19 protein-coding genes and 1 tRNA gene are annotated in these 17,106 nt (G+C 63.5%); 17 read left to right on the top strand and 3 right to left on the bottom strand.

What is annotated here, in order from left to right; translation table 11 throughout:
* The first annotated feature begins 16 nt into the window (after nt 1–16).
* From nrdR to ACSQ84_RS20030, 8 genes are all read left to right on the top strand, one after another.
* Nucleotides 17–499 (top strand): transcriptional regulator NrdR, encoded by a 483-nt coding sequence (gene nrdR / locus ACSQ84_RS20065; protein ID WP_192733576.1) that lies wholly within the window; start codon nt 17–19, stop codon nt 497–499.
* A complete protein-coding gene (gene ribD, locus ACSQ84_RS20060; RefSeq protein WP_436213433.1) occupies nt 496–1,647 on the top strand; it encodes a bifunctional diaminohydroxyphosphoribosylaminopyrimidine deaminase/5-amino-6-(5-phosphoribosylamino)uracil reductase RibD in 1,152 nt (383 codons plus the stop codon). Before nrdR ends, ribD begins: the two co-directional genes overlap by 4 nt.
* Before the next feature lies 1 nt (nt 1,648).
* The gene (locus ACSQ84_RS20055; protein ID WP_436213432.1) at nt 1,649–2,257 is read left to right on the top strand and encodes a riboflavin synthase; all 609 of its coding nucleotides are present in this window, start codon (nt 1,649–1,651) and stop codon (nt 2,255–2,257) included.
* Between the two features lie 173 nt (nt 2,258–2,430).
* Nucleotides 2,431–2,922 (top strand): 6,7-dimethyl-8-ribityllumazine synthase, encoded by a 492-nt coding sequence (gene ribH, locus ACSQ84_RS20050; protein ID WP_436213431.1) that lies wholly within the window; start codon nt 2,431–2,433, stop codon nt 2,920–2,922.
* A gap of 2 nt (nt 2,923–2,924) precedes the next feature.
* On the top strand, nt 2,925–3,422 hold the full coding sequence (gene nusB, locus ACSQ84_RS20045; protein ID WP_436213658.1) for a transcription antitermination factor NusB: 498 nt from the start codon (nt 2,925–2,927) through the stop codon (nt 3,420–3,422).
* Nucleotides 3,423–3,593: 171 nt separating this feature from the next.
* Nucleotides 3,594–4,592, top strand: coding sequence for a thiamine-phosphate kinase (gene thiL, locus ACSQ84_RS20040; RefSeq protein WP_436213430.1), 999 nt, complete (start codon nt 3,594–3,596; stop codon nt 4,590–4,592).
* A 204-nt stretch (nt 4,593–4,796) separates the two neighbouring features.
* Complete coding sequence (locus ACSQ84_RS20035; protein ID WP_192733570.1) at nt 4,797–5,006, top strand: cold-shock protein; 210 nt, start codon at nt 4,797–4,799, stop codon at nt 5,004–5,006.
* A 414-nt stretch (nt 5,007–5,420) separates the two neighbouring features.
* Entirely contained in the window at nt 5,421–7,541 is a 2,121-nt protein-coding gene (locus tag ACSQ84_RS20030) for a sodium-translocating pyrophosphatase (RefSeq protein ID WP_436213429.1), read from the top strand.
* Nucleotides 7,542–7,607: 66 nt separating this feature from the next.
* Here the strand turns inward: ACSQ84_RS20030 and ACSQ84_RS20025 are convergent, their stop codons facing one another.
* Nucleotides 7,608–9,137 carry a winged helix-turn-helix domain-containing tetratricopeptide repeat protein gene (locus tag ACSQ84_RS20025; RefSeq protein WP_436213428.1) on the bottom strand — a complete coding sequence of 510 codons (1,530 nt, stop codon included), beginning with the start codon at nt 9,135–9,137 and terminating at the stop codon, nt 7,608–7,610.
* 122 nt (nt 9,138–9,259) lie between these two features.
* Here ACSQ84_RS20025 and ACSQ84_RS20020 point away from each other — a divergent pair, with 122 nt between their 5' ends.
* Nucleotides 9,260–9,706 (top strand): cupin domain-containing protein, encoded by a 447-nt coding sequence (locus tag ACSQ84_RS20020; protein WP_436213427.1) that lies wholly within the window; start codon nt 9,260–9,262, stop codon nt 9,704–9,706.
* A gap of 234 nt (nt 9,707–9,940) precedes the next feature.
* On the opposite strand, the gene ACSQ84_RS20015 is transcribed toward ACSQ84_RS20020, so the two are convergent.
* Nucleotides 9,941–10,945 carry a Bug family tripartite tricarboxylate transporter substrate binding protein gene (locus tag ACSQ84_RS20015; protein WP_436213426.1) on the bottom strand — a complete coding sequence of 335 codons (1,005 nt, stop codon included), beginning with the start codon at nt 10,943–10,945 and terminating at the stop codon, nt 9,941–9,943.
* Nucleotides 10,946–11,191: 246 nt separating this feature from the next.
* Nucleotides 11,192–11,668 (bottom strand): outer membrane protein assembly factor BamE, encoded by a 477-nt coding sequence (locus ACSQ84_RS20010; RefSeq protein ID WP_436213425.1) that lies wholly within the window; start codon nt 11,666–11,668, stop codon nt 11,192–11,194.
* Nucleotides 11,669–11,820: 152 nt separating this feature from the next.
* Between ACSQ84_RS20010 and ACSQ84_RS20005 the strand changes: the two genes are divergently transcribed.
* The 8 genes from ACSQ84_RS20005 to ACSQ84_RS19970 all read left to right on the top strand — a co-directional run bounded on the left by ACSQ84_RS20005 (nt 11,821) and on the right by ACSQ84_RS19970 (nt 17,076).
* Nucleotides 11,821–12,372, top strand: a complete 552-nt coding sequence (locus ACSQ84_RS20005; protein WP_436213424.1) for a ubiquinol-cytochrome C chaperone family protein — start codon at nt 11,821–11,823, stop codon at nt 12,370–12,372.
* Nucleotides 12,373–12,382: 10 nt separating this feature from the next.
* Nucleotides 12,383–12,970 (top strand): YceD family protein, encoded by a 588-nt coding sequence (locus ACSQ84_RS20000; RefSeq protein WP_436213423.1) that lies wholly within the window; start codon nt 12,383–12,385, stop codon nt 12,968–12,970.
* A gap of 303 nt (nt 12,971–13,273) precedes the next feature.
* Nucleotides 13,274–14,335 carry a phosphate acyltransferase PlsX gene (gene plsX / locus ACSQ84_RS19995; RefSeq protein ID WP_436213422.1) on the top strand — a complete coding sequence of 354 codons (1,062 nt, stop codon included), beginning with the start codon at nt 13,274–13,276 and terminating at the stop codon, nt 14,333–14,335.
* A complete protein-coding gene (locus ACSQ84_RS19990) occupies nt 14,332–15,309 on the top strand; it encodes a beta-ketoacyl-ACP synthase III (protein WP_436213421.1) in 978 nt (325 codons plus the stop codon). The genes plsX and ACSQ84_RS19990 overlap by 4 nt, the downstream gene beginning before the upstream one ends.
* Before the next feature lie 131 nt (nt 15,310–15,440).
* Nucleotides 15,441–15,770, top strand: a complete 330-nt coding sequence (locus ACSQ84_RS19985; RefSeq protein WP_192734233.1) for an integration host factor subunit alpha — start codon at nt 15,441–15,443, stop codon at nt 15,768–15,770.
* A 124-nt stretch (nt 15,771–15,894) separates the two neighbouring features.
* A complete protein-coding gene (locus ACSQ84_RS19980) occupies nt 15,895–16,458 on the top strand; it encodes a MerR family transcriptional regulator (RefSeq protein ID WP_436213420.1) in 564 nt (187 codons plus the stop codon).
* Between the two features lie 114 nt (nt 16,459–16,572).
* A tRNA-Pro gene (locus tag ACSQ84_RS19975) sits at nt 16,573–16,650 on the top strand.
* 105 nt (nt 16,651–16,755) lie between these two features.
* Nucleotides 16,756–17,076, top strand: coding sequence for a hypothetical protein (locus ACSQ84_RS19970; protein ID WP_436213419.1), 321 nt, complete (start codon nt 16,756–16,758; stop codon nt 17,074–17,076).
* Nucleotides 17,077–17,106: the final 30 nt, after the last annotated feature.

The following is a 17,106-nucleotide window of genomic DNA, read 5'->3' as shown; positions in this document are numbered from 1 at the left end:
GTAAGGAATTTTTGGGATGCGCTGCCCCAGCTGCAACAGTCTCGATACGCAGGTGAAGGATTCGCGCCCCACCGAGGACTCCGCCGTGATCCGGCGGCGCCGCGTGTGCATCGCCTGCAATTTCCGCTTCACCACTTTTGAGCGGGTGCAGCTGCGCGAACTCACCGTGATCAAGCGCAACGGCCGCCGCGTGCCGTTCGACCGCGACAAGCTGGTGCGCTCGCTGCAGATCTCCTTGCGCAAGCGCCCGGTCGATCCAGAGCGCGTCGAGAAGATGGTTTCCGCGATCGTGCGCGAGCTGGAAAGCGGCGGCGAGGCGGAGGTTTCCTCGGAGGCGATCGGCGAGATCGTGATGGAGCATCTGCGCCAGCTCGACGACGTCGCCTATGTGCGTTTCGCCTCGGTCTATCGCAATTTTCGCGAGGCCAAGGACTTTGAAGCCGTGCTCGGCGAGCTGTCCGGCGAGGAAGACGCACGGGTCACCGCGTTACGCAAATGATCTTCCGCATTCTGGAAGACCAGTACGCGCAGAAATCCAGGGAGGCCAAGGCGGCTGACGCGCGCTTCATGCAGCTCGCGCTGGCGCTCGGCCGGCGCGGGCAGGGGCGCACCTGGCCGAACCCGGCCGTCGGCGCCGTCATCGTCAAGGACGGTGTCATTGTCGGCCGCGGCTGGACCCAGCCGGGCGGCCGGCCGCATGCCGAGCCGGATGCGCTCAAGCGCGCCGGCGAAGCGGCGCGTGGTGCCACGCTCTACGTGACGCTGGAGCCGTGCTCGCATGTCGGCAAATCGCCGCCTTGTGTGGACGCCGTCATCGCATCGGGCATTGCCCGCGTGGTGTCGGCGATCGAGGATCCCAATCCGGAAGTGGCGGGGCAGGGCCATGCCAAACTGCGCGCCGCCGGGATCGTGGTGGACGTCGGTCTCAATGCCGCGGAAGCCGCGTATGACCATGCCGGGCATTTCCGCCGCATCCGCGACAAGCGCCCGCATCTGATCCTGAAACTCGCGGTCTCCGCCGATGACAAGATCGGCGCCGCCGGCCACAAACCGGTCGCCATCACCGGAGAGGCCGCAAGGACACGCGTGCATCTGCTGCGCGCGCAGTGCGACGCCATCCTGGTCGGGATCGGCACCGTGCTCGCCGACGATCCGGAACTGACATGCCGTCTGCCGGGGATGGAGGCGCAGTCGCCGGTGCGGGTGGTGCTGGACCGCGCCTTGCGGATCCCGGGCACCAGCCGCCTGGTGCATTCCGCGCGCGAGACGCCGCTGTGGGTGATGACATCGGACTTTGCCGAGGCGCCGGCTGCCATGAAGCTCGGCGCTGCCGGTGCGCAGGTAATCCGCGTCGCCGCCACCAGCGCGCCGCCGGGGCTGGATTTGCCGGCGGTGCTGCACGCGCTGTCCGACAAGGGCATTTCGCGCCTCATGGTCGAGGGTGGCGCCCGCGTCGCGGCCTCCTTTGTATCGGCGGGGCTGGTCGACGAAGTCTGGCTGCTGCGCGGGCCTGATACGGTCGGCGCCGACGGTGTTCCCGCGCTGGACGCATTGCCGCTGTCGGCTCTCACCGGGTCGCCCGCGCTAAAGGTCCGTGCTAGCGAAAGCCTCGGCAAGGACACCCTCACCATTTACGAGCGCGCCTAAAATGTTCACCGGGATAGTCACCGACATCGGCGAGATCGCCAGCCTGACGCCGACGGCGCAGGGGCAGTTGCATCGCTTGCGCATTGCCTGCCGATATGATCGCTCAACCATCGCCGATGGCGCCTCGATCGCTTGCAACGGCGTCTGCCTCACCGTGGTCGCCTCCGGCGTCGAGGGCGGCAAGACCTGGTTTGACGTCGACGCCGCAGCCGAGACGCTCGGCATGACCACAGCTAAGCACTGGGGCAAAGGCACAAAACTCAATCTCGAGCGTGCGCTGAAGATCGGAGACGAACTTGGCGGCCACATCGTGGCCGGCCATGCCGACGGCATCGCCACCATCGTCAAGCGCGACGATCTGCCCGATATGATCAGGTTCGAACTGCGCACTACGCGGGAACTTGCGCGCTTCATCGCCGTCAAGGGCTCGATCACGCTGGATGGCGTGTCGCTGACCGTAAATACGGTCGAAGACGTCGTATTTTCGGTGCTGATCATCCCCCATACGCTCAGCGTCACGACGCTCAGCAGCTGGAACGCGGGCAGCGAGGTCAATATCGAGGTCGATCTGATGGCCCGCTATGCGGCGCGGCTGTCGGAAATGAAGTGACGGCGTAGCTTGGCTTTGGCCGCCGCTGCGCCTAAAACGCCAGCCAAACCCTCATGGTGAGGAGGCGCTTGCGCCGTCTCGAGCCATCAGGCCCGAAATATCCCGGCCCTTCGAGACGCGGCCAAGCGGCCGCTCCTCAGGATGAGGGCACCGATCAAGACGGAAGAGATGTAATGGCAGACGCGCGGCGCGCACCGCTGAAAGACCAGACCGACATCGGCGGCGCGCGCGCCCTGATCGTCGAGGCACGCTTCTACGACGATATCCAGGATGCGCTGCTGGAAGGCGCGGTGACTGAACTCAAGGCTGCCGGCGTGACGCACGATGTCATCACCGTACCCGGCGCGCTGGAAATCCCGGCCGCGATTGCGATCGCGATCGATGCGGCCGAGAAAAGCGGAAAACCCTATGACGCTGCGATTGCGCTCGGCTGCGTGGTGCGGGGCGACACCATCCACTTCGAAATCGTCTCGATGGAATCCTCGCGCGCGCTGATGGACCTTGCGGTGGCGAGAAAGTTCCCGCTCGGCAACGGCATCATTACGGTCAATACCGAGGCGCAGGCCTGGGCGAGGGCGCGCGCCAGCGAACTCAACAAGGGCGGCGACGCCGCACGTGCGGCATTGGCGATGCTGCGGATCAAACGCCGGCTGGCAAAGGTCTGATGATGGCAGACAGCAAGAATCCTGCTCCCAAAAGTCCGGACAAGAAGGCCAACCGGCGCGGTGCGGCGCGGCTGGCCGCGGTGCAGGCGCTGTACCAGATGGACATCGGCGGCGCCGGGATCAATGACATCTTTGCGGAGTTCGAGAGCCACTGGCTCGGAGGCGAGGTCGAGGGCGATAAATACCTGCCGGCCGAGGCCGCGTTCTTCCGCGACGTCGTCTCGGGCGTGGTGCGGGATCAGGCCAAGCTCGATCCCTTGATCGACGATGCGCTGTCGAAGGGCTGGCCGCTGAAGCGGATCGACGCGATTTTGCGCGCGGTGCTGCGGGCAGGGTCCTATGAGCTCGAGCATCGCAAGGACGTGCCCGGCCGCGTCGTCGTGTCCGAATATGTCGACGTCGCGCACGCCTTCGTCGAAAAGGACGAGACCGGCATGGTGAACGCGGTGCTCGACCAGATCGCGCGCCAGTTCCGCGCCGACGAGTTCACGCGTGGGTAGGCACGGCCTCCGCTGTCATCACCCGCGAAGGCGGGTGATCCAGTACGCCGGGACATTCATGCTTGATCACGATCGCCACGGAATACTGGATCGCCCGGCACAGGCGAGCGCAAGCGACGCCGTTCTTCGAACGGCTATGCCGGGCGATGACAGCTGTGGGGATGACGCCTCGTGGTAGATCGCCAAAGCAATCAATCCGGGGAAGACTCCCTCATCGCGCGCTATTTCCGGCCGATCGCGACCGACCCGGGCGCCTTCAATCTCGATGACGACGCGGCGGCTCTAAAACCTGATGGCGACGACATCGTGGTGACGACGGACGCCATCGTCGAAGGCGTGCATTTCCTGGCCGACGACCCGCCCGACACGGTTGCGCGAAAGGCATTGCGGGTGAATCTCAGCGATCTCGCAGCCAAGGGCGCGGTGCCGGCCGGTTTTGTGCTGACGCTGGCGCTGCGCAGCGCCGACGACGGCTGGCTCACGCCGTTCGCGACCGCGGTCGGCGAGGACGCCAGGCATTACGGCTGTCCGCTGCTCGGCGGCGATACGGTGTCGACACCAGGTCCGCTGATGATTTCGGTCACGGCGTTCGGACGCGTGCCACCAGGCAAGATGGTTCATCGCAGCGGCGCCAAACCCGGCGACCGCGTCCTGGTGACGGGCACGATCGGCGACGCCGCGCTCGGGCTTGCCGTGCTTGGCGGCGGGAAGGTCCATGCCGCGCTAAGCAATGGCAGCGCGCGCGATCTGCTGATCGGGCGTTATCGCGTACCGCAGCCGCGGGTGGCGCTTGCGGCGATCGTTCGCGCCCACGCCAGCGCGGCAATGGATGTGTCCGATGGGCTCGCCGGCGACCTCACCAAGCTCTGCGGCGCGTCCGGTGTTTCCGCCGTGATCGATCTGGAGAAGGTTCCGCTGTCGGATGCAGCGCGCGATCTGGTGTCGCGTGGCATTGTTGGAATCGAAACATTGATTGCCGGTGGCGACGATTACGAGATCCTGTGCACGGTCGCAGAAGATCGCGTCGATGCGTTCGTGCAAGCTGCGCAGCGTGCCGGCGTAGCGACAAGTTCCATCGGAACAATCTTCGCGGGAAGTGCTGCGCCGAAGTTCCTGAATGAGCAGGGCGGCGAAATCGTGCTGAAACGGCGCTCTTACAGCCATTTTTGAGCGATGCAGCAACCTCTGCGGCCTTTATTTGCAACCGGCCATTGCAATTTCTCCGGGAAATCTATAGTTGTCGCGCCACTCGAATTCCGCCGTGCCTTTTTGAACGCGCCTGTTAGGGCATCTTCCAGAGACATCGACGAGATTGGGTTGAATCCGTGCGATCGCCGTGCGGAATGAGAGCCTACGTGCTTTGGAGAATAGAAAATGGCTACGGGAACAGTGAAGTGGTTCAACGGTCAAAAGGGTTTTGGATTCATTCAGCCGACCGACGGCAGCAAGGATGTGTTCGTTCACATCAGCGCCGTTGAGCGCGCCGGTCTGACCGGTCTGGCTGAAGGCCAGAAGGTCGAGTTCGAACTCAAGACCGACAAGATGCGGGGCAAGGTAAGCGCAGAGAATCTCTCGCTGGCCTAAAGGCTTCGAAACGGTCGTTTCACGGATGTACTGAAATGGATCGCGGGCCCGCTCGACCCCTTCGGGGATTGGGCGGGCCCATGTATTTTTGGGCGCTAATATTTTTGGGCCGCTGCACCACAGGATCGCTGCCGGCCGACGATTCGAAGGTCCGCGCCGCGGGCGTCTGACAGGCCTCGGATTTTCCGCAGGGCGGTCCAGCCGCCCGCCAAGTCTCGGCGCCAGCCGTCGTTTCCGGGGATTCCTTTCAGGAATTGACGTTTTCTGCCCTCCGCGGCGTTGCGCCGGGGAAACGATTTTGGCAAGGTCCCGGCGATTTGAGGCCACCCTTTTGGGCAGGGATAAGGCCTCCATTTTATGCGCCTGCCGCGCCCGCGGTGGGGCGGGGGAAAATCAAGGTCTGAGGCAAATTCAATGACAGCATTATGGGTGATTGTGCTCTGCGGAGCGCTTTCGATTGTTTACGCTATCTGGGCGACGGCTTCCGTGATGAAGGCGGACGCCGGCAATCCGCGCATGCAGGAGATCGCAGCCGCGGTGGCCGAGGGCGCGCAGGCCTATTTGAAGCGCCAGTACATGACGATCGGCATGGTCGGTGTCGTGATCTTCGCGCTGCTGGTCTGGTTCCTCGGCATGAAGGTCGGGATCGGCTTCCTGATCGGCGCCGTGCTGTCGGGCGCCGCCGGCTTCATTGGCATGAACGTCTCGGTCCGCGCCAACGTGCGCACCGCGCAGGCGGCGACCACCTCACTGGCCGGCGGACTTGAACTCGCCTTCAAGGCCGGCGCGATCACCGGCATGCTGGTGGCCGGTCTGGCGCTGCTCGGCGTCACCATCTACTTCGCCTATCTGACCCAGATGCTGGGCCTGAAGGCCAACGACCGCGTCGTGATCGACGCGCTGGTGGCGCTCGGGTTCGGCGCTTCGCTGATCTCGATCTTCGCCCGTCTCGGCGGCGGCATCTTCACCAAGGGTGCGGATGTCGGCGGCGATCTCGTCGGCAAGGTTGAAGCCGGCATTCCCGAGGATGATCCGCGCAACCCCGCCACCATCGCCGACAACGTCGGCGACAACGTCGGTGACTGCGCCGGCATGGCCGCCGACCTGTTCGAGACCTATGCGGTGACCGCCGTCGCGACCATGGTGCTGGCCGCGATCTTCTTTGCGACCTCGCCGCTGCTGGTGAACATGATGACGCTGCCGCTCGCCATTGGCGGCGTCTGCATCATCACTTCGATCATCGGCACCTTCTTCGTCAAGCTCGGCGCCAGCCAGTCGATCATGGGTGCGCTCTACAAGGGCCTGATCGCAACCGGCGTCCTCTCGCTCGTTGGTGTTGCCGGCGTCATCTACTGGCTGATCGGTTTCGGTCCGCTGGCGGGCGTGAAATATACCGGCATGGCGCTGTTCCAATGCGGCGTCGTCGGTCTGGTCGTGACCGGGCTGATCATCGTGATCACGGAATACTACACCGGCACGGATTATCGCCCGGTCAAGTCGATCGCCTCGTCATCGGTCACCGGTCACGGCACCAACGTGATCCAGGGCCTCGCGATCTCGATGGAATCCACCGCCGGTCCGGCGCTGGTGATCATCGCCGGCATTCTCGTCACCTACAGCCTTGCCGGTCTGTTCGGCATTGCGATTGCAACCGCCACGATGCTTGCGCTGGCCGGCATGATCGTGGCGCTCGACGCCTTCGGTCCGGTCACCGACAACGCCGGCGGCATTGCTGAAATGGCGGGTCTGCCGAAGGAAGTGCGCAAGTCGACCGACGCGCTCGACGCGGTCGGCAACACCACCAAGGCGGTCACCAAGGGCTACGCGATCGGCTCGGCCGGTCTCGGCGCCCTGGTGCTGTTCGCGGCCTACAATGAAGACCTCAAGTTCTTCATCGCCAACGCCGCGAAGTATCCGTACTTCCAGGGCGTGCTGCCCGACTTCTCGCTCAACAACCCCTACGTCGTGGTCGGCCTGCTGTTCGGCGGCCTGCTGCCGTATCTGTTCGGCGCGATGGGCATGACGGCCGTGGGCCGTGCGGCCAGCGCGATCGTCGAGGAAGTGCGGCGTCAGTTCCGCGAAAAGCCTGGTATCATGCAGGGCACCGACAAGCCGGACTACGGCCGCGCGGTCGACCTATTGACCAAGGCGGCGATCAAGGAAATGATCATTCCGTCGCTGCTGCCGGTGCTGTCGCCGATCTTCGTCTACTTCGTGATCTTCACCATCGCGGGCGGCGGTGCGGCCGGCAAGTCGGCGGCGTTCTCCGCCGTCGGCGCCATGCTGCTCGGCGTGATCGTGACCGGTCTGTTCGTCGCGATTTCGATGACCTCGGGCGGCGGCGCCTGGGACAACGCCAAGAAGTACATCGAGGACGGCCATTACGGCGGCAAGGGCTCCGACGCGCACAAGGCGGCGGTGACCGGCGACACCGTCGGCGATCCCTACAAGGATACGGCGGGTCCCGCCGTCAACCCGATGATCAAGATCACCAACATCGTGGCGCTGTTGCTGCTGGCGATCCTGGCGCACTAAGCAACGAGAAGTCTGCAATAAGGCCTGATCAAAACAAAAACCCCGCGGTGCGAGCCGCGGGGTTTTTCATGTGCGAGCCCGATCGAGCATCTGCGATATCCGTCCGCCCCATTCCGGATGCAACTGCTTTAGCGGCGCGAGGAAATGACTCTCGGGCCCTGCAACTTCGTTCATGCGGCTTGCGCAGCGGGCTGCATCGGTGAACTGGCCGAGGGCGACATGACAGCATGCAAGCGTTTCCAATGTCGGACGGAATGTCGGGCGGATGGCGAGCGCCGTGTTGGCGGCTGCAAGGGCGCGCTCGGCGTCTCCGGCGAGAAGCTGGGCATAGGCGAGCAGATTGTACCAAACGAGATTCTGCGGATCATTTGGATTTAATGCCAAGCCATGTTCGAAGGGATCGATTGCCTCTCGTGACAGGCCGGCGAACAGACGGGCCAGGCCGAGAACCAATTGCCCCAGTGCGAAGCTTGAGCTCAATGCGATCGTTTTCTCAGCTGCCGATATAGCGACGAGCGGTGCGCTGCTGTATGCGTTCGCGATGGCGAAGGCATAGTGTGCGTAGGGGTCTCTCGGATCGAGGGTGATCGCATGCGCCGCGGCATCTACGGCTTCCTTGCTGTCCGCGGTGGGCGCATCGCTCCAGCCATAAGCGACTATGCCCGCGCTGACGCGCCCAAGCCAAATGTGTGATTCCGGCAGGTCCGGGTCGATCGCGCATGCGCGGCGAAACAACGTCCGCGCCGCCATGTGGCCTTCGCGGGTGACTTTGTGGAAATGCCACATTCCCTGACGCACCAGATCCCAGGCGGTCATGTTGCCGGTATGCCGCATGATCGCATGATGGGATTGGGTTTTCAGAAGCTCGGGCTCGATGGCACCGGCGACCCGCTCGGCGATCTCGTCCTGGATCGCAAAGACATCCGCCATCTCAAGATCGTAGCGCTCTGCCCAGAGATTGCTGCCGTCGCTCACGTCAATGAATTGCGCCGAAATGCGCAGCCGAAGCGCGGACTGGCGGATGCTTCCCTGCAGCAGGTAACGCGCGCCAAGCTCCTCAGCAGCCTGCATCGCATCCATCTGTTTGCCCTTGAACGTAAAGGCAGAACTGCGACCAGTCACCCGAAACCAGCGAAACCGCGACAGCGCCGTGATGATATCTTCGGTGAGCCCATCGGCAAGATACTCCTTGCCGGCTTGACCAATGATGCCAAAAGGCAGAACCGCGATAGAGGGGCGCGACTTCGCATTGACTTCGGCGCGCTCCGGCCCAGCGGGCTGCGCCCGAGGAGCGAGCGGTCCGGCAAACCGGTAGCCGACTCGCGGAACGGTCGTAATCCATCCAGAGCCGTCGTGCGCAGTACCGAGCAGCTTGCGCAGCGCCGCGATTTGAACCGACAGATTGCTTTCCTCCACCGCGACGCCAGGCCAGGCAGCGTCCATCAGGCTCGCCTTGCTCAGAATTTTGCCGGGCGATTGCAGGAATATCTGCAGCAGCAGGAGGCCTTTTTGGCCGACTGCAACGGGCTGGCCGTCTCGCAAGAGCATTCCGCGATCTATTTCGAGCGTGAACGGGCCAAACGTGACGTGGGGCATGCTGAAAGCTTAACGGGCTTTGGAAGAATTTGGAACTTTTCGGACCGCCTTTGAGACTTCGGGCGTCTGGAAAGCAATCATACGTGTGTCGAGTGAAACCAAACGAACCACGGAGACAGCAAATGAGCAGCGTGATCACACGGGAACGGCATGCAGTGGAATCATGCAATGGCGGCAAGGGGACCGTCGTGACGGCAAGTGCTGGCTACCGCGCCGAGCAGGGTTCCGACTATCAGCCGGGGATCAGCGCAGAGACTGTCGGCTCGAAGGCGATCTGGCTCGGCATCATTACGTTGCCGGCCGGCCGGCGCACCAAGGCCCATGTCCACGAGCATCACGAGACTGCGCTTTACATGATGAGCGGGGACGAGCTGGAGTTGTGGACCGGCGATCAGCTCCAGCACTGCGAAACGGTGCACCCCGGCGATTACATCTACATTCCGGCGGGCGTCCTGCACGTTGCGGTTAATCGCGGCGCTATACCGTCGATCTTCATGGGAGCGCGCAATGAGGCGACAGCGCAGGAGAGTGTGGTGCTTCGGCCGGAGATGGACGCACACGTGCCGTAAGCCGCTGTGATTTTGGCGCACTGAGCGGCGAAAGCTTGATGGAAAAGTAAGCCCCGCGGTGCGAGCCGCGGGGTTTTCCTTTTTCTGCGATCAATCAACCTGCGTTCCCTTGATGCTGCGCAGTGCGCCACCTTGTGGCGTAGTGCGCTGCTGATCCGGGTCTATCGCTGTGCGCTTGGGCCCCGGCTCTGCGAAGCAGCGCGAAGAGCGCTGCACTGCGTCCGGGACACAAAATCAGCCCGCGTCCATCTGCAGGCCTTCCTGCTTGATGATGGCGCCGAACTTGTCCGTCTCCGCCTGGATGAACTCGGAAAACTGCTGCGGTGTGCCGTAATCGGTGCGCGCGCCGATCTTGGCCATGTTTTCCTTGATGTCCTCGCGCTCCACGAACACCTTGATCTCCCGGTTGAGGGCATCGAGGACGGGGGCGGGCGCGGCCTTCGGCAGGAAAATGCCGAACCACGACGAAACGTCGAACTTGGCCAGCTCCGGTGCGCTCTCGCGCATGGTCGGAATATTGGGCGCCAGCGCGCTGCGCTCGGTGGTGGTCACCGCCAGCGCGTTGAGCTTGCCATCCTGCACCTGCGGCAGCGTCGGATAGAGATTGTCGAACAACACCTGGATGTCGCCGGCGAGCGCCGCCTGCAGCGCCGGCCCGGCGCCGCGGAACGGCACATGCACCATTTTCAACTTCGTCAATTGCAGGAACCAGGCGCCGGTGAGGTGAGGACTCTGCCCGATACCGGACGAGCCATAGGTCAGCTTGTCCGGATTGGCCTTGATGTAGGCAATCAGGTCGCCGATCGACTTGATCGGCACCGAGGGGTGCGCCGAGATGATGTTGGGAATCCGGATCAGGTTGGAGACCGGCTGCAACTGGTCGGCCTTGTAGGTCATGTTGCGGAAGATGCTGTAGGCGATGGCGTTGGGGCCGGGATTGCCGACCAGGATGGTGTGCCCGTCGCCCTTCTGCCGCACGACTTCGGCGGTGCCGATGGTGCCGCCGCCGCCGGAGCGGTTCTCCACCACCGCGTTCTGGCCCCAGGCCTTCTGCAAATGGGCCGCCAGCAGCCGTCCCATCACGTCCGTGGTGCCTCCGGGCGCGGCCGGCACGATCAGGCGGACGGTTTCGCTGGGCCGCCAGTCGGCGCCCAAGCTGGAGCGCGGCAGAATGGCCGCGGTGGAGAGCGCGGCGGCTCCGGTCAGAATATGGCGGCGGGAAAAAAGTCGGCTGGTCACTAGGTCACTCCCTGCGGGGCTGTTTGTTTTGCAGCCGACCGTAGGCAGCGCGGGCTTGGAGGGCAAGCGGGCGACTTGGCGCAGGCGAAGGAGATGTCGATATCGTTCCCCGGATGCTGCGCAGCGCGCCACCCTTGTGGCGTGGTGCGCTGCTGATCCGGGGTCCAAGCACCCACCGTATAGGTCCCGGCTCTGCGGAGCAGCACGAGGGTGCTGCACCGCGTCCGGGACACCGGAGCGGAGGCCTCAGTTAAAGCTGAGCAGCTTGAACAGCGGCGTCAGGTAGCTGAGCTCCTGGCCCGATGTCGGCGTGGTGCGGCTGATGAAGTCGAAGATCTTGCCGTCCTGCAGCCCGTAATTGGCGAGCCGCTGCACCTGGCGATTCCTGTCGAAATAGATCGCGATCACCCGCTGGTCGACGACCTGCTGGTTCATGAAGGCGACCTTGCGCTCGGAGCGCTGCGAAATGTAGTAGAACACCTCGCCGTTCAGGGTCGCGACGGTGGAGGGCGTGCCCATCACGATCAGCACCTGGTCCTGGCTGGCGCCGATCGGGATCTGTTCGAGCGCCCCGGGCGGCAGGATATAGCCCTTCTGGAACTGCTCGCCGGTACAGCCGCCGAGAACGGCACAGAGCAGGGCCGCGGCCGCAAAACCGCGCCAGCGCGCCGTCAGGCGGCGCGGCGAGGGCGCGCATGAGCTTGAGTGGCCCGTCTCGGTCATTCCGGAATCGATCCCGTCCCCTTGCATCGCGCGAGGCGTTGACGTACCGGGCAGCACGCAGGATTGCAACATGCGCGGGCGCCCAAAGCTGAAGCCCTGAAGGCCGAAACCTTCATGGCGGAAACCTTTGGGGCTCGCATGCGGAACCCACAATGCTTTGGCCGTTCAATCACTTCAGGAAACCCCGCTCCGCCCCGCGCGGCACCATTGAAGCCATCTATGGCATGATCGTGACGCAGGCGCGAGAACCGTTGTTTTATCGGGACTTGGGGGTCCCGGATACGGTTAACGGCCGTTTTGACCTGCTTCTGATGCATTTGTGGATGGTCTTGCGGCGGCTGAAATCGATCGCGGCGGGGCAGGGCCTGTCGCAGGCGCTGTTCGACCATTTTTGCAACGATATGGATCACAATCTGCGCGAATTGGGCGTCAGCGACCTCAAAGTGCCCAAAAAAATGCAAGCCTTCGGCGAGGCCTTCTATGGCCGCACCACGGCCTACGATCTGGCGCTGACCGAGGGCCGCGAGGCCCTGGCGCAGGCGCTGTGCAAGAACGTCCTCAACGGCGAGAACATCGAAAAGGCGCGCCAGCTCGCAGCCTATGCCGAGGCGGCGATGGCGGCGCTCGACCGGCAGGACGAGGCGGCGCTGGTTGGTGGTACGTTCAAGTTTCCCGCGCCAGAGCAAGCCGGCGCACAAGCGTGAGCAAGCGGCGATGACCAAGAGTGGCATGTTCGAGAAGCCGGACCCGTGGCGCGTCCCTGTTGCGGTGGAGAAAATCCCCGACACCGGCCTGCATCGCGACCTCGAGGCCGATCAGGCCACGCGCGATGCGGTGGCCGACGTCGGGGGCCTGCGCGAGGTTCTGTCGGTGCGGGCATCGCTCGATGTGATGCCGATGCGGGGCGGCCGCTTTCATGTCGCGGGCCATGTGCGGGCCCGGATCGGACAGACCTGCGTGGTGACGTTGGATCCGATGGAGAGCGACATCGACGAGGCGATCGATCTGATCTTCGCGCCGCCGGACCAGATTCCCGAGATGGCCGCGCTGGTCGACGAGGCTGAGGAAACCGACGAGGACACGCCCGATCCGCCGGAGCCGATCGAAAACGGCATCATCGATCTCGGCAGGCTGGCGACCGACGCGCTGTATCTCGGCGTCAATCCTTATCCGCGCAAGCCGGACGCGGTTTTTGAACCGTTGGTCGAAGCACCTGATCCCGAGGATCATCCGTTTGCGGCGCTCAAGGCCCTGAAGGTCACGCCGAAAAAGGCGGGCGCCAAGAAGCCCAAAGGCAAGTAAGCGGCAGTTAAAGTGCCCGGTGAAGCAGGATTTCACCTGATGCGGCAGCGATTCTTCACCAGGAGTCTTGCATAAGATATTGATTTTACTAATATTGTGGTATATTTTGGATGCTGGGCGGCGCGGGGCTCATTCCCGCAAAGTGCGTGGTCAAGAGGTTGTGTCAGAACGGGGACACGCTATTGTCGCGGCCCGGCGGGGGCGATAAGCGATGCGCTCCGCCGAGCACCGCCATCGGCGGATGCTTCCAGCGCGCGGCCGGGCTCTAACAGGGCTGCAAGAGATCAGGTTTCCGGGACGTTCATGCCTCAAAAGGTTCGAATCGCGCTTGACGCCATGGGTGGCGATGTCGGCGCATCGGTCGTCATTCCCGGCGCTGCAAGCGCATTGGCCCGGCATCCCGACATCGAGTTTCTGCTGTACGGCGACAGCGCGCTGATTGACGCCCAGCTCGCCAAGCACCCGGCCATGAAGAAGGCCTCGCGCGTGGTCCATACCGACGTCACCGTCAACATGCACGACAAGCCGAGCCAGGCCCTGCGCCGCGGCCGCAAGAAGTCGTCGATGTGGTTTGCGATCGACGCCGTCAAGGAGGGCAAGGCCGACGTCGCGGTGTCCGCCGGCAATACCGGCGCGCTGATGGCGATGGCCCGCTTTCATCTGCACACCATGCCGGGGATCGACCGGCCCGCCATTGCCGGCGTTTGGCCGACCATGCGCGGCGATTCGGTGGTGCTCGACCTCGGCGCCAGCATTGGCGGCGACCATCATCATCTGGTGGCGCTGGCGGTGATGGGCGGCGCGATGGCGAGCGTGCTGTTCGGCAAGCCGCGTCCGACCGTCGGCCTGCTCAATATCGGGACCGAGGAAGTGAAGGGCGGCGAGGAGATTCGCGCGGCCTCCGAACAGCTGCGCGCGATGAACCTGCCGGAGCTCGACTATATCGGCTTCGTCGAGGGTGACGGAATCGGCAAGGGCGCTGCCGACGTGATCGTGACCGAAGGCTTTTCCGGCAACATCGCGCTGAAGGCCGCCGAGGGAACCGCGCGCCAGATGTCGGAGTTCCTGCGCAGCGCCATGGCGTCGAGCTGGCGATCCCGGATCGGCTATTTATTCGCCCGCAACGCCTTCACGGCCCTGCGGCACAAGCTGGACCCCAACAAATCCAACGGCGGCGTGCTGCTCGGCCTCAAGGGCGTCGTGGTCAAAAGCCATGGCGGAACCAACGCCGAAGGCTTTGCTTACGCGGTCGATGTTGGCTATGAGATGGTCCGCTGCGATCTCCTCACCAAGATCAATCAGATGCTTAATCGCGACGGCAGTGCGCTGGCTCAAGCGCAGACCGCGCAGGAGGCTGTCTCGTGACTGCGAAACGTTCGGTCGTGCTTGGCTGCGGCGCCTATCTGCCGCAGAAGGTTTTGACCAATGCTGAACTGGCCGATCGTATCGACACCTCGGACGAGTGGATCGTGCAGCGCACCGGCATCCGGCAGCGCCACATCGCCGCAGACGGCGAATTCACCTCGCATCTGGCGATCAATGCGGCGCGTGCCGCCCTCGACCACGCCGGCATCGACGCGCAGCAGATCGATCTGATCGTGTTGGCGACCTCGACGCCGGACAACACCTTCCCGGCGACGGCGGTTGCGGTCCAGCACGCGCTGGGCATCAACCATGGCGTCGCCTTCGATCTGCAGGCGGTGTGCTCCGGCTTCGTCTTTGCGCTGGCGACCGCCGACAATTTCCTGCGCTCCGGTTCGCACAAGCGGGCGCTGGTGATCGGTGCGGAGACGTTCTCGCGCATTCTCGACTGGACCGACCGCGGCACCTGCGTGCTGTTCGGCGATGGCGCCGGCGCCGTCGTGCTGGAGGCCCAGGACCAGCCGGGCAAGCCGACCGACCGCGGCATCCTGACGACGCATCTGCGTTCCGACGGCCGCCACAAGGCAAAGCTCTTTGTCGACGGCGGTCCGTCCTCGACCCAGACCGTCGGCCAGCTCCGGATGGAGGGCCGCGAAGTCTTCAAGCACGCGGTCGGCATGATCACCGACGTGATCGTCGATGCCTTCAACGCCACCGGCGCGACCGCCGAGGACATCGACTGGTTCGTCCCGCATCAGGCCAACAAGCGAATCATCGATGCCTCAGCACACAAGCTGCATATTGCGCCGCAGAAGGTGGTGCTGACCGTCGATCTGCATGGCAACACCTCGGCGGCGTCGATCCCGCTGGCCCTCAACGTCGCCGTCAAGGACGGACGCGTGAAGAAGGGCGATCTGGTGCTGCTGGAAGCGATGGGTGGCGGCTTCACCTGGGGTTCCGCGCTGCTGCGCTGGTGAGCCTTAAGTAAAATACCCGACACATTTGTCGCGTTGTTTCCATGCGTCTGCATGATGGTCGCTGTTGACCATTGCGTGCTAACCTCATAATTTCAGAGAATAAATTGTTCGCCGAGAGTGCGGGGCAGGCGATGACAGGGACCGGGAAAACAGTCACACGTGTCGATTTGTGCGAGGCGGTCTACCAGAAGGTGGGCTTGTCGCGAACGGAGTCGTCTGCGTTTGTCGAACTCGTTTTGAAAGAGATCACCGATTGTCTTGAAAAGGGCGAGACGGTGAAGCTGTCCTCGTTCGGCTCGTTCATGGTGCGCAAGAAGGGTCAACGGATCGGACGTAACCCAAAGACCGGCACCGAGGTGCCGATCTCTCCGCGACGCGTGATGGTGTTCAAGCCGTCGGCCATCCTGAAGCAGCGCATCAATGGTCACGCGGTGACGAACGGTGATGCCAAGGACGATTAGAGCGGACGATTAGAGCGTTTGCGGTCGAAGTGAATACCGGTTCGCGTCAACAAGATGCGTCAAGATCGTCAGGTTGAGCGTTTAGAGTTTCTCTTCATTCTCTTGAGCTGAGAGGAGCGAGCGTTTGGACAAGGCGCCGGATGCGTTCCGTACCATCAGCGAGGTCGCGGACGATCTCGATATTCCCCAGCACGTGCTTCGATTCTGGGAAACGCGATTCACCCAGATCAAGCCGATGAAGCGAAGCGGCGGGCGGCGGTACTACCGCCCCGACGACGTCGATCTGCTCAAGGGAATCCGCCGCCTGCTGTACGGCGAGGGCTACACCATCCGTGGCGTGCAGCGGATCCTGAAAGAACACGGCATCAAATCGGTGCAGGGTCTGAGCGACCAGAACTCCGCCGTCTCGTTTGGCGCGGTCGAGGAGGCGATTGGGCTCAGCCTGCAGGAGCCGGACGAGGGCGCCGGCGCGATCGCCGGATCCGATGACGACGATTACGAGGGCGAAGCCACGGAAATCGACTACCGCTTCGTCGATACCGACGAGGACGGAATTATCGCCCCCTTTGGCAAGGGCAAGGCGGCCGCCGGCCCGATCGGCGGGCCCGACCGCGAACGCCTCGAACGCGTGCTGCAGGACCTGGTGGCCTGCCGGCAATTGCTGGATACCGCGCTGAAGGACGGCTGAGGGCAAGGACCGGAACCGGCGCGAGGTGGGTGGTTTCGGGGCCGATTCCGCCTCGTTTGCGGATCGGATCGCGCGGCTTGCGCCGGGCCCTGATCGCAGCTAATGGAACGGCATCGGAGCGTGGCGCAGCCCGGTTAGCGCACTAGTCTGGGAGACTAGGGGTCGGAGGTTCAAATCCTCTCGCTCCGACCATTTTTATTCAACAATTTCAAAGTCGTTTTAACTGGCGCGGTTCACAAGCAATCGCTCGTTACAGGCGGTTTACAGTTTTGGTTCCGGGCCGTTCTTGCATCACCGATGGCCCGATTTGAATTCCTGCCCGTCTCTGACAGCTTTCAGTTCGAAATGGTCTCCAGGTCGAACATCGTCGCGTTTTCGTTAGCCGCTCGCGTTCTGGCCTGGATCGTTGGCAGGTTCATGCTGTTCAATTGGGGAATGAACCTGGCCAAGCCGCTTGGGCTCGGGGCCGACTCCGCTAATCCCGGTGCCTGTGATTGGGTGGCGCTATCTCGCCTGGAATATCTGGACAACAACGCGATTTTTTTCATCGTTCGCGACCGCCTGCTTAGGGTGGATTGCTCTGACCCTGTACTGGGCGTGACGTTGCGACAGAGGTGAGGCCGCCTCAGTTTGCGGCCTGGTTGCGGT

This window comes from Bradyrhizobium sp. LjRoot220, from assembly GCF_964252915.1.
GTDB lineage: Bacteria > Pseudomonadota > Alphaproteobacteria > Rhizobiales > Xanthobacteraceae > Bradyrhizobium.
This window is presented reverse-complemented; position numbering and strand designations above follow the sequence as displayed.